The sequence below is a fragment of the Pseudomonas sp. AC172 genome (assembly GCF_979258595.1).
This window is the reverse complement of record NZ_OZ409868.1, coordinates 5,685,260-5,699,600: the sequence shown is the minus strand read 5'-3', so window position 1 is coordinate 5,699,600 and position 14,341 is coordinate 5,685,260. Positions and strand designations below refer to the sequence as shown.

The window sequence follows — 14,341 nt, the reverse complement described above, 5'->3', positions numbered from 1 at the left end:
TCCCATGGCATCCCTGAACAAGCAACAGAAACGCGCCAAACGCGCCAAGGCCAAAGCCAAACAAATCCGTATGGTCGGCCGCAAGCCGCTGGAACAGGACGAAGACCTCGACCACCTCGCCGAGCCGATCCCGGAATACACCCTGGCGATGTTCAGCAAAATGCGCGACGCCGAAGCCATCAGCCGCAACGAGATGCTGCTGACCCTGCTGCGCGAACTGGCGTTCGTCATCGTTGATCATCCAGAACTGCTCGACATGGAAAACGCCGACAACGAAGGCATGGCCGCCACCCACCTGGCCGCCGACATGCTGATCGACTACCGCATGTGGGCCGAAGGCGTAACGATTGAAGAGGCCCAGGCCTGGCTGAGCGAGCCGCAGTTCATCACCGATTTCGGGGTGGCGCTGGATGCGTATGGCAAGTCAGTGGACACCCAGGAAGAAAAGAGCGAATAACCCCTCTCACAAACAAAAACGGCCGCTAGTCATCACTGACAGCGGCCGTTTTGCATTACGCGTTACGGATCAGTTCAACACCACCGCACCACGTTTTTCCAGCTTGCGACGGCGGGCCACCAGCAGACCGGCAGCCACCACCATCAGGCTCAGCAGGCCAGTCGCGAGGATCTCCACGCGATGCGCTTCCTGGAACAACATGATGGTCAGGGCCGCGACGATGAAGATGATCACCGCGTAGGTCAGGCCCGGGAACAGCCACATGCTGAAGACGATTTTCTCGCCGCGTGCCATGCGCTGTTTGCGCATACGCAGTTGCGAGAACGCGATTACCAGGTACACCAACAGTGCGATCGCGCCGGAGCTGGCCAGCAGGAATTCGAACACCGCAGCCGGGGCTACGTAGTTGGCGAAGGTGCAGAGGAACGCCGCACCAGTGGACAGCATGACCGCCCAGTAAGGCGTGCCGCTTTTGTTGGTACGGGTCGACATGGCCGGGGCATCGCCACGCTTGCCGAGGGAGAAGAGCATGCGCGACGAGGTGTACAGCGCCGAGTTCAGGCAGCTGGTCACCGCGACCAGAACCACGATGTCGACGATCATCTTGGCGTTAGGAATGCCCATGCGCTCAAGCACAGTCTGGTAGGAACCGAGGTTGGCCAGCGTAGGATCGTTCCATGGCACCAAGGCCACAACGATGAAGATCGACACGAGATAGAACAAGCCGATCCGCCAGATTACCGAGTTGGTGGCTTTGGAGATCTGCTTGCCCGGGTTCTTCGATTCCGCGGCCGCGATGGTCACGATTTCGGTACCCATGAAGGAGAACATGGTGGTCAGGATCGCGCCCAACACTGCGCCCATGCCGTTTGGCAGGAAGCCGCCGCTGTCAAACAGGTGCGACACACCGCTGACCTGGCTGTTCGGCAGGTAGCCGAAGATCGCTGCAAGACCGAGGGCGATGAAGCCGATGATCGCCAGCACTTTGATCAGGGCAAACCAGAATTCGAATTCACCGTAATTCTTCACACTGAACAGGTTCGTCACGGTGAGCAGCATGGTGATGATCAACGCGAAAGCCCAGATGCCCACACCCGGGAACCATGCGTGGAGGATGGTCGCAGCGGCGTTGGCTTCCAGCGGAATCACCAAGACCCAGAACCACCAGTACAACCAGCCAATGGTGAAACCGGCCCAGTGCCCGATGGCGCGGTCGGCGTAAGTCGAGAACGAACCGGTGTCCGGCGAGGCAACAGCCATTTCGCCGAGCATGCGCATCACCAACACCACCAGGGTACCGGCGGCGGCATAAGCCAGCAGCACGGCAGGGCCGGCGGCAGCGATGGCGTGGCCGGAGCCAACGAACAGACCGGCGCCGATTACACCGGCGATCGACAACATGGTCACATGACGCGGTTTGAGCCCCTGTTCGAGGCCATTGGAGCTTGGGGTACTGCTCATCGAAACTACCTTTGCAAGGAAAGCGATTCAGTCCGTCCTGTCTGGTGTGTTCTTTCTCGTAAAAAGAAACCAACAGGGCGTTCCGGATTCTGCACGCAATAAATGCGCCAAAATGTTTCAAAGTCTTCAGACTCGGGGCTTTGCGCGCGACCGGACAGTCAGCGCAAGTCCTTGAGATTAATGGCTATTCGCCAGAACGTTACCCTGCGACTCACTTTCATGACGAATCAGCGCACCAGAAACACACTGAAAAAGTGTGGGATGCACAATAAAAGGGCGAATCAGGAACGTTCGGCCGGATAGCGCTTCCAACACCCCGCCAAAGCTGGCAACATCGCGCCTTTTTTTACGCGACACCCACGGGTTTGCACGATCAAACACCCGTTCGGTTGTTGATGGGGCGACAGTCTGCTGTGCCGATGCGACAACCTGCCACATGCCACCCGTTAACCGCTCGTAGCGCTGTTGGCTGCCATTGAAACGCTATGCTAGCTTGGCCGCCTCGCCAGGACGGCCATCCAACAGCTGGAGCGCAACATATATGAGGAACGCACATGGCTGAGGCCACGCCCGCGCTTGAAATCCGCAACCTGCACAAACGCTACGGACAGCTTGAGGTGCTTAAAGGCATCTCGCTGACCGCCCGCGACGGCGATGTGATCTCGATCCTCGGTTCCTCCGGTTCCGGCAAGTCCACGTTCCTGCGTTGCATCAACCTGCTGGAAAACCCGCACCAGGGCCAGATTCTGGTGGCCGGTGAAGAACTCAAGCTCAAGGCCGCCAAAAATGGCGAACTGGTTGCCGCCGATGGTAAACAGATCAACCGCCTGCGCTCCGAGATTGGTTTTGTGTTTCAAAACTTTAATCTGTGGCCGCACATGAGCATCCTCGACAACATCATCGAGGCACCGCGTCGCGTGCTCGGCCAGAGCAAGGCCGAAGCCATAGAAGTCGCCGAAGCGCTACTGGCCAAGGTCGGCATCGCCGACAAGCGCCACGCGTACCCGGCGCAATTGTCCGGTGGCCAGCAACAACGCGCAGCGATTGCCCGCACGCTGGCGATGCAGCCGAAGGTGATCCTGTTCGACGAGCCCACCTCGGCGCTTGACCCGGAAATGGTTCAGGAAGTACTTAGTGTCATCCGCGCATTGGCCGAAGAAGGCCGCACCATGCTGCTCGTGACTCACGAAATGGGTTTTGCCCGTCAGGTCTCCAGCGAAGTGGTGTTCCTTCACCAAGGCCTTATAGAAGAGCAAGGATCGCCTCAGCAGGTGTTCGAAAACCCGCTTTCGGCGCGCTGCAAACAATTCATGTCCAGCAACCGCTAACGGAGCAACATGCATGCAGAATTTCAAGAAGGTCTTCCTGGCCGCGGCCGTCACCCTCGCGTTCAGCGCCGGTGCCATGGCTGAAACCCTGAAGATGGGCATCGAAGCGGCCTACCCGCCGTTCAACAACAAAGACGCCAGCGGCAACGTGGTCGGCTTCGACAAAGACATCGGCGACGCCCTGTGCGCGAAGATGAAAGTCGAGTGCACCGTGGTCACTTCCGATTGGGACGGCATCATCCCGGCCCTGAACGCGAAGAAGTTCGACTTCCTGATCTCCTCGCTGTCGATCACCGAAGAGCGCAAAGGCGCGGTGGACTTCACCGACCCGTACTACTCGAACAAGCTGCAGTTCATCGCCCCGAAAAACGTCGACTTCAAAACCGACAAGGACTCGCTGAAAGGCAAGACCATCGGTACCCAGCGTGCCACTCTGGCCGGTACCTGGCTGGAAGATACCTACGCCGATGACATCAAAGTCAGCCTCTACGACACCCAGGAAAACGCCTACCTCGACCTGACCTCCGGTCGTGTCGACGCGATCCTCGCCGACAAGTACGCCAACTATGACTGGCTGAAAAGCGACGCCGGCAAGAACTACGAGTTCAAAGGTGACCCGGTCGTAGAAAGCGACAAGATCGGCATCGCTGTGCGCAAAGGCGACCCACTGCGTGAGAAGCTGAACGCTGCTCTGAAGGAAATCGTCGCCGACGGTACCTACAAGAAGATCAACGACAAGTACTTCCCGTTCAGCATCTACTGATCCTGACCTGTGGGACTGGCGCTGTGATGCAACGGCGCCGGCTCCCGACTTTGCCTGCCGCAATTTGAACAGAAACCCATGATTATCGACCTCTACGGATTCGGCCCGGCCCTCGCTGCCGGCGCGCTGATGACCGTCCAACTGGCCCTCACGGCCCTGTGCCTGGGACTGGTGCTCGGCCTGCTCGGCGCCTTGGCCAAGACTTCCCCGTACAAGCCGTTGCAATGGCTTGGCGGCACGTATTCGACCCTGGTGCGTGGCGTTCCGGAATTGCTCTGGGTGCTGTTGATCTACTTCGGTACGGTCAACCTGATGCGCGCCCTTGGTGAGTACTTCGGCAACCCCGACCTGCAACTCAACGCCTTCGCCGCCGGCGTCATCGCCCTCGGTCTGTGCTTCGGCGCTTACGCCACGGAAGTGTTCCGTGGTGCGATCCTCGCCATTCCCAAAGGCCACCGTGAGGCCGGCCAGGCCCTGGGCCTGTCGAAATGGCGGATCTTCACCCGGCTGATCATGCCGCAGATGTGGCGCATCGCCCTGCCCGGCCTGGGCAATCTGTTCATGATCCTGATGAAAGACACCGCGCTGGTTTCGGTGATTGGCCTGGAAGAAATCATGCGTCACGCGCAAATCGGCGTGACCGTGTCGAAACAACCGTTCACCTTCTATATGGTCGCCGCGATCATGTACCTGGGCCTGACCGTGCTGGCGATGACCGGCATGCACTTCCTGGAAAAACGCGCCGCTCGCGGCTTTGCGAGGAGCGCCTGAATGAACTGGGAAGTCATCATCAAGTGGCTGCCGAAACTGGCGCAGGGCGCGACCCTGACCCTGGAACTGGTAGCCATCGCTGTAATCGCCGGTCTGCTGCTGGCGATTCCGCTGGGCATCGCCCGCTCTTCGAAGCTGTGGTACGTGCGCTCGCTGCCTTACGCCTACATCTTCTTTTTCCGTGGCACACCGTTGCTGGTTCAACTGTTCCTGGTCTATTACGGCCTGGCGCAGTTCGACGCGGTTCGTGAAAGTGCGTTGTGGCCGTACCTGCGCGACCCGTTCTGGTGTGCGACCGTGACCATGACCCTGCACACGGCGGCGTACATCGCCGAGATTCTGCGCGGGGCGATTCAGGCGATTCCGCCGGGCGAGATCGAAGCGGCGCGAGCGTTGGGCATGTCCAAGCCGAAAGCGATGTTCTACATCATCCTCCCGCGTGCCGCGCGCATCGGCCTGCCGGCCTACAGCAACGAAGTGATCCTGATGCTCAAGGCCAGTGCGCTGGCCAGTACCGTGACCTTACTGGAACTGACTGGCATGGCGCGCACGATCATTGCCCGCACCTATCTGCCGGTAGAGATCTTCTTTGCTGCGGGTGTGTTCTATCTGCTGATGGCTTACGTGCTGGTGCGCGGCTTCAAGCTGCTGGAGCGCTGGCTGCGCGTCGATGCCTGCCAAGGGCGTTGATCCTTCCCACGTGCTGACGGGCGAGGACCTACTCGCCCGCTTCACGGCGCTGGATGCTTTCTTGATTGAGCATCAGGCGCTGTGGAAACCGCGCCCTTTCACTCATCTTTCGCTTGCCTGGGAAGCGTCCTACCCGGAGCTGGCCTTGTGGCTACGCGGACGGTCGCTGGAAGACGCGGAAAACGCTCACAATCAACCTGCCGAACTTGTCGATGCGCCGGAGCCGTTCGCTTCATTGGCGGCGCTGTCGGCTGAGTTGAGTGCAGTTGGTGAGTTGCCGGGGCATGCACTGGAAGCTGCGGGCCATCGATTGAATGTCGATGTACCGGGGCGTAAATGGCAGCAGATCGAAGCATTCGCCAGTCGTTTGTCCTTTGCTGCGCAGCCAACGCATTGGCTGGACTGGTGCTCCGGCAAAGGACACCTGGGACGGCGGTTACTGGCCGCCGGGCAACAGCTGACTTGCGTTGAGTACGATCCGGCATTGGTCGCCAGCGGCCAGGCATTGAGTCAGCGTCATCATTTACACGCCCTGCATGTCGAACAGGACGTGTTGGCGGCTGACGCCTCAACCGTATTGAGCGCTGCTCACACGCCCGTCGCCCTCCACGCTTGCGGTGACCTGCATGTACGCTTGATGCAACTGGCCAGTGCTGCCGGTTGCCAACACATGGCGATCGCTCCTTGCTGCTACAACCGCACCACCAGCCACGAATATCAGCCATTGTCCTCGGACGGATCGGAAACCCTCCTACGTCTCTCGCTGGAAGATCTGGCGCTGCCGATGAGCGAAACCGTCACCGCCGGTGCCCGTGTCCGACGTCAGCGCGACACCTCAATGGCCCGCCGTCTGGCTTTCGACCTGCTGCAACGGCAAGTGCGTGGCGTCGACGAATACTTGCCAACGCCCTCCCTGCCCAGCGCCTGGCTGGAAAAACCGTTTGCTGATTACTGTCGAGATCTGGCTGCGCTCAAAGAGTTATCCACAATCGGTGCGCCAGATTGGTCTGCACTCGAAGCCGCCGGTTGGCAGCGGTTGGCCGAAGTTCGCAACCTGGAATTGCTTCGCGGATTGTTCCGACGGCCGCTGGAACTTTGGCTGAATCTGGATCGAGCGCTTTTCCTCGTCGAGCAGGGCTACGTCGTACGCCTCGGCATCTTTTGCGACACCTCGCTCACACCGCGTAATTTACTGCTGCTCGCCGAACGCGCTTAAAACGTTACAGCCTGTGGATAACTCTGTTGATGGTTTTCCCATGGATCCAATATCCGTGCCTGTTTCGCGGCTTTAACAGAGCTGATCATTTTTTGTTCATATAAATAAAAAACCTGTAAAACAGGGATTTGCGAACAAAATGAGAACGGGTTCACAAACCCTTATCCAAGCCCGCTTTCGCGCCTCTCAGTTGTGCATAAGCTGCCAATCAAAACGACATAACTGCCGAATAATGGGCTTACCGAGCGAAGAATCGCGGCCTCGCGAACGCCGAAACACAAATTGCATTCCCTACAAAACAGCCCTCTCGTGCGTCAGGAGCAAATGCTGCGTTTCGCATTGCACAGGACTTAATTTACCGCGATGCAAAAATAGTCTGAATTCAGGGGTTTACAGGATCTTCCCAATCGCTATAATCGTCGCCCACAACGCCGGTATAGCTCAGTTGGTAGAGCAACTGACTTGTAATCAGTAGGTCCCGGGTTCGACTCCTGGTGCCGGCACCATACAAAACGAAGCCCCTGCAGAAATGCAGGGGCTTTGTTGTTTCTGGGGTGTTTATATTCCTGGCAGTTTTACCCTCGGTGAAAATAGCTTCTCCCCTCGCACTTCGCGCGATTAGCCACACTTCCTCTTACACACATCGAAAGCGCGGACTTTGAACCGACGGTTCACATTTCCATCTTTATGCTAAATTATGAAATAGCAATAATTATGGTGTACACATAAAAAGGTGTAATCGTATGAGCAGCATTTTTCAGCGCCCTGAACTGGCTGAGTCAATGGCAAACCAGCTTCTCAATCCAGGCGTACTCGATGAAGGTCTGCGATCAGGTCTATTTCTATCTGGCCTGCGTCGCACAGGTAAAACGACTTTTTTGAGAAATGACCTCATCCCTGCCTTGGAAGCAGCAGGTGCTTTAGTCATTTACGTCGACTTATGGAGCGACACCCTGGCCAACCCGGCAACGCTCGTGCACAACGCCATCCAGAAAACCCTGAAAGACCTGCAAACGCCGGGCTCCTCTGCCCTGGAAACATTCAAGCGAGTCAGCAATGTTGAAATCGGCGCCGCTGGATTCAAGTTCGGCTTCAAACTCGACAGCATTGGCAACGTCGACGGCCCAACACTGGCGCAAGCACTCACCGAAGTCGTAGATCAAGCCAAGACTGATCTGGTGTTGATCATTGACGAGGTGCAGCACGCCATTTCCTCAGACGACGGCAATCAACTGCTCCTGGCACTCAAAGCCGCCCGCGATGCAATCAACCCTCGTCCGAAAACGCCGGGATACTTTCTATTTATCGGAACAGGTTCGCACAGAGCGCAAGTCAGCGAACTGACCGCCAAACGCAACCATGCCTTTTCCGGAGCCACGTCAGCAGCCTATCCATTGCTGAAAGGCGATTACGTTGAATTCCTGCTCAACCGACTCGCAATGACAGTGAAGAAGGACAAGTTGCCGTCCCTCGAAGCCGCTGTCGAAGCGTTCGACACTTTGGGCAATCGACCTGAAGAAATGCTGAAGGCCCTACGCCAACTCTTACAGCAAGAGGGCGAGCCCGATGTGTTCCTACCAGTAATCGCAAGCACACTACGCTCGGCGGCGGCGAGCATCGAGCTGGAAAAAGTCGAGCAATTGGGTAGCCTGGCTCAAGCCGTTTTCAACAAGATCGCATCTACAGAAGGCGATGCTCGCGGAATTTTTTCCACAGACGCAGCGGCTGAATATTCAAAGTCAGTCGGGCGAGAGGTGCGGGTCGAAGAGATTCAACCGGTAGTGATTGCGCTGGTTGCCGAGAACATCATCATGCGACGCGGGCATGGGATTTACGCGATTACAGATCAGTTTGTTCAAGAGATCTGGCTGGAGGAGCGGGCTTTGATTGAGGGGAGTTAGGCTGCGGGCTGATTTTTATTCAGTGACGGCATTTCTGCTGTGCAGTTAACGCAATCATCTCAGTGAGCCAGTTCGGGGCGAACGTCACTCCTCCAAGATCAAGATGACGAACTATCCACAGACGTAGAAAAGATCGGGCAAAGCGCTGTCGTTGACAGCAACCCAGGTAGCCAGAACCTTTAAGGCTACGCCACACCGTGGTGGTTCTCCCAAAGTGCGATTAGCGTCCGACGGCTCGCACGGTCACAGCAATGTGATGGATGCCTACTTTTACCAGTGTGCCCACTGCGGCAACTCATCCCCTTTCATAGCTGTCCTGCAGCAACCTATCCGCTTGGCCATTTCTTGCGCCAACCTGCGCCCGTCTCTTTCTCCCGGAAAGAGACGGGCGCTCCTACCGCTGCTGCAGCCCAACTCGTACAAGGCTTTGCGGCATTCCCCCTTGTGACAATCGGCGTGACAAACACCGAGGTCACCAGCAACAGCAATGCAGATGATGGTGCCGCAGCCCAAGGAATGGGTTGCACCTGACTGACAGTCAGGCATGCCCCGGTCATCTCATCACTGCCTTCACCCGACTCAGGATCTCGCGGCGCTGATCTCGTCAGCCAGTGCAGCCTCCACCCGCCCACTTCTTCAGAAGTGCTCAGGAGGTCAGATCATGAGATGCCCAAGCTCCCGGTCGTAAGGAGCCGCAAGTCCCGCGTTAGTGGACAACCCTCACAGGTTGCAGGGGCCTTGATCCCTGATAACACTCAACATTCTTGGCGGGATGACGTGGGGAAAATCTTCAACGTTTTGACTTCGAGAGGAGTTTGATCATGGCGTTGGTCGGTAAACGGGATGGGCGCAATTTTGGGTATGGACGACAGCTGAGCTACGCCGGGCCGCAAGCGTTGAAAGACATGTTCGGCGGTGGGCATTACGGGACTGTCAAAGCACACACTGATCGCTGGCAAGCGTTTGTGCGCTGGTGTCGGTCCGAAGATGGGCCGGGATTCAACGATGCGAGGAAGATCGACCGGCAGACCTTGCTGGACTACGCCGGGTATCTGCGCCAGCAAGTTGAACATGGTGAGCTTGCCATCGCGACTGCGCAAAACCGATTGTCCAGCGTCAACCGAACCATGGCAGCGCTTCGTGGTGATGAGTATGTAAGGGTGGCGAGTCCGAGCAAGGCGCTTGGAATGCAGCGCACCACTGTTCGCACTACGGCCCCGCTGGGTCAGGATCGTGACCAAGTGATGCTGATTGCCAATGCGCTCCGCGAACAACAACTGCCGCGTGCTGCGGCTATTGTGTACTTGGCTCGAGCCACCGGTATGCGTCTACGCGAAGCCATCCTGGCCAATCTTCCCCGCCTAAAACGTGAGGCAGTGCAATACGGCAGGATCAACATTCAGGATGGCACTAAAGGTGGCCGCTCAGGTGCATTAGCACCTCGCTGGCTCTGGGTGAATGACAATATTCGCAAAGCGCTCCGGTATGCCGAGCTGACTTCCCCCACTGGGAGCCGAAATTTGCTCGCTCCGAATGAAAGCTACCTCGATTTTCAACAACGAATCGTCCGCCCCGCACGGGACATCCTCCATACGCTTAACCTCAAAGGTTTTCACGAATTGCGGGCAGCCTACGCGTGCGAACGCTATGAGCAAATCACCCATTATCTTGCGCCCGTCAAACGGGGCGATTGTAACCAGCTTGGCCGGAACCTCGACCAGGAGGCCCGAGTACAAATCAGCTATGAGCTGGGGCACGGTCGTATCGACGTGGTATCGGCTTACATCGGTGGACAAATATGACTAGTCCTTTTCCTCAGTGGCGTGCTCACTGGCTCTGAAGCAACTCGCAGTAGACATTTGAGGCAGGCAAAAGCAATCCAGGTTGAAATCGTACGGCGCTGGAAGCGCGAGAACCCTTGGACGTGGCAACGAAAACATCTAGCGTGGTTTCTCTCGCGCGGAATTGGCGGCAGCGCCATGGACACGCGCTATTACTACCTGCTGACCGTACGCCTGATCACGCTACGGCTAGGTAAAAAGTGGATTTGGCATTAAGCGGCTTACGCTCTCCCTTTATTGAACCAACCACATGGCAAAATACTGGCCAGCAACCCAAGATTGGCGCTATGCTTTTCTTTGCCGGCTCGGACCTACTCGGTAAAGGATGAACCTGAGGAGAGACTAAGTACTGACCATCTGCATGCAGGTCAATACAATTTAATAACCTCAGTGTCGTTATTATGCTGGAACAACACACACGGAAGTTTGTAATTGAACATCACCGAAATCAAACCTAGAGAAATTGTTGGCCGTGAAACCACCCGTAGGTTTGAAGCGCAATTCAAGGCTGCCGCGCTTGAAAGCCTACAACTTCTCGACCATTATAATATCGACAGAGTATTCTGTGACTTTCATGATGATTATGTCGTTCGTTACATATCTGCTTCTGGCCCATCCTACAGATTCGTCCAAGTAAAGACCAACGGCAAACTGAATAGTTTATGGTCTCCTCTAGAAATTTTCGGCATAAAGAAAAAACCGAAGAAAGGGGCGATTCACGATTTAAAATCTAGCTTCGCTGGCAGATTATTTTTACACATTGAAAATTTCGGGCCTGCGTGTAGCTGTGTTCAGCTTTCGACCAATATAAGTTTTGACGACGACGTACTTGCGCTTGAAAAAGACCTAAATGATGGATCTCAGTTCGCGAAATACTCCGCCGCATTGATAAGTGAGCTACGCGCTAATTTCCCCACCTTAGAAGCAATCGACGACAGTACTATATTAAAGAAATTTTCCGCGCTTAAGCTTAGCCCCAGAGAGCACATTCTAGACGACGAAAAAGACCTTTTCGTCATGCAAGCGTCAACCAAAATATATAAATATAGCGAGGTACACTTATCCCCTCCCGAAGTTTTGAAAATTGTAGATAGCTTGGTCGACCTAGTGCGGAAAAAATCTTCGACTTCAATCTTGGAGGGGATGTCACAATTAGAACTAGACCAGATCACGTCGATCTGCCTCGACGATATACTTAGTCTACTTAGCATTTCAAAAACGGCATTCGAGATACTTAAAGACGGGGGCGATGAGCACGCCATAAAAAGCGCTTCTATTTTGCAAAGAACGTTAAAAAAATCAAATTTCTCTCAAGAAACGATAAATATTTTTGCGCAATATAAAAGCGATTGGGACACTTGGTTCAGAACCAACCGACATATCATTCCTAGTTTTAAGTTTATTGTCTACTTAGAGCAGGCAACGGAAATCGCTAGAAAACTTGCCTGCGGCAGCCTAGACATCCAAAAATTATACGATGAAGTTGAGACATTATTTTCTCTAGGAAAAACCACTCCTGGAATGCTAACCATTAATGAAAACCAAGTAATGGGTAGTATTCTCGCCGAGCTGGTCAGGGGAGAAGGTGCATGAACCTACGATCTGTATTGGAGAAAGCCTCCACGGAGGCTAGGTTCATCCAAGCCGAAAACATTCCGGAGTTAAGAAAAGATCCATTTCAAAATGAATCTCTCTTTCACATCCCACTTATTGCCATGGCTGTACTTACCCTGACCAAGGGTCGATCAAAGCCTAAAGCAGAAGAGATCGGGCAGATTATCGGAGAATGCTTCGAGCAGACACTTGCTGGCTTTAAGGGCTCATCTCAAGGTCTCGGCTGGTCTGCCAATTTAAGAATACGGACAGTAAAGGCAGTTACATTTCTTGAGGTTTCACGTCTTATCATAAAAGATCAGACGACTGGAAAATTACAGTCAACTGAAGAGGGACGAAAAATCGTTGACAAGGTAATCGAAGAAGGTACCCAACTTTCAATAAGTTTACTTAAAATCAAAAGAGCTTATCGCAACATCTGCAAAGAGCGGACTATAGAGCTGGAGCTTGAATGAAACTTTTGTCGCTAGAAATTAAGCCAAATCCTATTTCAGGCTGGGCGTCTCCGATACTAAACTTCGGAAATGATATCACGCAGCTTTACGCAAAAAACGAAAGTGGTAAGACACCCATAATCCAATCGATTATTTTCTGCCTGGGATATCCAGTAGATTTCAGAGCCGACATAATCAAGCATTGTGCCTCTGCAAATCTAGTCGTGGAAATAGAAGGCGTCGAATATGTTTTCATCCGCCGATATGACTCAAAGTTTGATTTGACTGTAAAAAAAGACAATCTCGAAATTCATAGATTTTACAATGAGGCTGATTTTTCAAAGTTTATCCTGCCTGCTTTAGGGTATGCCCAAGACAGATTAGTTACAACGAGCAATCAGCCGTCACCGCCATACGTGTCGGCAGTAATCCCGATATTTTACCTAGATCAAGATCGTGGTTATTCTGAATATTATTTCCCAGCAAATAGCTTTTTTATAAAAAACCAATTCCCAGAGATGGTCCGACTCGCCGCGGGCTTCCCTCCAATAAACTCATACGACCGCAAAGAAAAAGTAATTGAGGTAAGAAACACCTTAAAATATTTAGACCATACTATCATCGACAGTAGAAAGCTTCTCCAGCGCCTACGAGGAGAAGTAAATGTACAAGGTCGAAATATTGACAATATAAATTCAGAAGTTGACACACTAAAGAAAAATTTAGAAAACTTAAAAAATACGAAAGATATAAAATCAGAAGCATTAAATAGTTTTGACGTACTTATTCATAAATTAAGATCTCAACTCCGAGAAGTTATTTCAGAGGAGCGTGATCTCCAATCAAAAATAAGCAGCTCAAAATCAATACAAAAAGAAATTGAGTCAGAGATAGAAACGCTCGCCTTAAATGAAGAGTCGTTGAGCGCCTTCAGAACTCTCTCTGAAATTTGCTCCACTCCGAACTGCGGCATGTTTTTTGCCAGTTCTGAATCCTATGGAAAAAGCCTACTTTATCTAAAAGATCAGATTAAAGACTTAGCCACCTCCACCGCAACAAACCAACAGCGCCTCGATATGATGACAGCAGAAAGAACTGTCATTGAGAAGTCGATACAGGAGCTGTCTGAAGAGCGAGGTCAAGCGGTATCCAAAGAAGGTATCGACTTGTTTGTTAAGGCAATAAGTCAAATATCATCTAGCATTTTCGATCTTGAGTTACAGAAAACCAAGCTATTGCAAATTAAACAGCAAGAGTCTAACTACTTAAACCTACAGTTAGAACGTGACAGGAACATCTCGCTAGAGGAGTCGATGCAAGGATCAAGAGAACCATCTGCCGAAATGATAACGTTTCGTCGGAATCTTGCAATCCAAATGGCCGACTGGTTAGACACATTACGTTCAATGACAATCTCTCGAGAGGTTAAAATAGACTCAGAGTTCAAACCAATACTTGGCGAAGAAAAACTAAAAGTATTCAAAGGCAGCTCCAAGGCGCGCACCGTACTGGCATACCATGCCGCGCTATTTTCTCAATTATTATCACGTACTGATAGCGGCTTCAGGTTCTTAATATTGGACACTCCGCGCCAGCATGAACTGCAGATAGAGGATCTCGATGACTATATGCAACTACTAAAGCAAATTGCCAGAGACTGTAACGCGCAGATAATTTTCTCCACCACCAGCTATCGATACAGTTTGACTGATGGCGACGAAGAGTGGCTGCCGAGCTTCCCGCAATTTAATCAGCCTATGTACCTTGGTTAAAGCAAAGCATTGACATGTAGTGATAAATGTTTAGATATACTATATTTATCACTCACTCCAAAATGTTATACCACGCAGTCAATCTATTTCATT

At 53.2% G+C, this 14,341-nt stretch carries 12 protein-coding genes and 1 tRNA gene; 12 read left to right on the top strand and 1 reads right to left on the bottom strand.

What is annotated here, in order from left to right:
* Positions 1-4 precede the first annotated feature (4 nt).
* Positions 5-457 (top strand): hypothetical protein, encoded by a 453-nt coding sequence (locus ACZ0A4_RS25760; RefSeq protein WP_463576798.1) that lies wholly within the window; start codon positions 5-7, stop codon positions 455-457.
* A gap of 69 nt (positions 458-526) precedes the next feature.
* On the opposite strand, the gene gabP is transcribed toward ACZ0A4_RS25760, so the two are convergent.
* A complete protein-coding gene (gene gabP, locus ACZ0A4_RS25755) occupies positions 527-1,918 on the bottom strand; it encodes a GABA permease (protein WP_212544783.1) in 1,392 nt (463 codons plus the stop codon).
* A 554-nt stretch (positions 1,919-2,472) separates the two neighbouring features.
* Between gabP and ACZ0A4_RS25750 the strand changes: the two genes are divergently transcribed.
* The 11 genes from ACZ0A4_RS25750 to ACZ0A4_RS25700 all read left to right on the top strand — a co-directional run bounded on the left by ACZ0A4_RS25750 (position 2,473) and on the right by ACZ0A4_RS25700 (position 14,248).
* The gene (locus tag ACZ0A4_RS25750; RefSeq protein ID WP_007909167.1) at positions 2,473-3,246 is read left to right on the top strand and encodes an ABC transporter ATP-binding protein; all 774 of its coding nucleotides are present in this window, start codon (positions 2,473-2,475) and stop codon (positions 3,244-3,246) included.
* 13 nt (positions 3,247-3,259) lie between these two features.
* Positions 3,260-4,009: an ABC transporter substrate-binding protein gene (locus ACZ0A4_RS25745; RefSeq protein WP_034153033.1), complete on the top strand. Its 750-nt coding sequence runs from the start codon at positions 3,260-3,262 to the stop codon at positions 4,007-4,009.
* A gap of 78 nt (positions 4,010-4,087) precedes the next feature.
* Positions 4,088-4,780, top strand: coding sequence for an ABC transporter permease (locus ACZ0A4_RS25740; RefSeq protein ID WP_034153034.1), 693 nt, complete (start codon positions 4,088-4,090; stop codon positions 4,778-4,780).
* On the top strand, positions 4,781-5,470 hold the full coding sequence (locus tag ACZ0A4_RS25735; RefSeq protein WP_007909164.1) for an ABC transporter permease: 690 nt from the start codon (positions 4,781-4,783) through the stop codon (positions 5,468-5,470). It abuts the gene before it with no gap.
* The gene (locus tag ACZ0A4_RS25730; RefSeq protein WP_463576797.1) at positions 5,451-6,686 is read left to right on the top strand and encodes a methyltransferase; all 1,236 of its coding nucleotides are present in this window, start codon (positions 5,451-5,453) and stop codon (positions 6,684-6,686) included. Before ACZ0A4_RS25735 ends, ACZ0A4_RS25730 begins: the two co-directional genes overlap by 20 nt.
* A gap of 430 nt (positions 6,687-7,116) precedes the next feature.
* Positions 7,117-7,192, top strand: a tRNA-Thr gene (locus tag ACZ0A4_RS25725).
* Positions 7,193-7,429: 237 nt separating this feature from the next.
* A complete protein-coding gene (locus ACZ0A4_RS25720; RefSeq protein ID WP_463576796.1) occupies positions 7,430-8,587 on the top strand; it encodes an AAA family ATPase in 1,158 nt (385 codons plus the stop codon).
* Between the two features lie 821 nt (positions 8,588-9,408).
* A complete protein-coding gene (locus ACZ0A4_RS25715) occupies positions 9,409-10,389 on the top strand; it encodes an integrase domain-containing protein (protein WP_463576795.1) in 981 nt (326 codons plus the stop codon).
* Between the two features lie 471 nt (positions 10,390-10,860).
* On the top strand, positions 10,861-12,021 hold the full coding sequence (locus ACZ0A4_RS25710; RefSeq protein WP_463576794.1) for a dsDNA nuclease domain-containing protein: 1,161 nt from the start codon (positions 10,861-10,863) through the stop codon (positions 12,019-12,021).
* Entirely contained in the window at positions 12,018-12,497 is a 480-nt protein-coding gene (locus tag ACZ0A4_RS25705) for a hypothetical protein (protein ID WP_121135980.1), read from the top strand. The genes ACZ0A4_RS25710 and ACZ0A4_RS25705 overlap by 4 nt, the downstream gene beginning before the upstream one ends.
* Positions 12,494-14,248, top strand: a complete 1,755-nt coding sequence (locus tag ACZ0A4_RS25700) for a hypothetical protein (protein ID WP_463576793.1) — start codon at positions 12,494-12,496, stop codon at positions 14,246-14,248. Before ACZ0A4_RS25705 ends, ACZ0A4_RS25700 begins: the two co-directional genes overlap by 4 nt.
* Positions 14,249-14,341 lie beyond the last annotated feature (93 nt).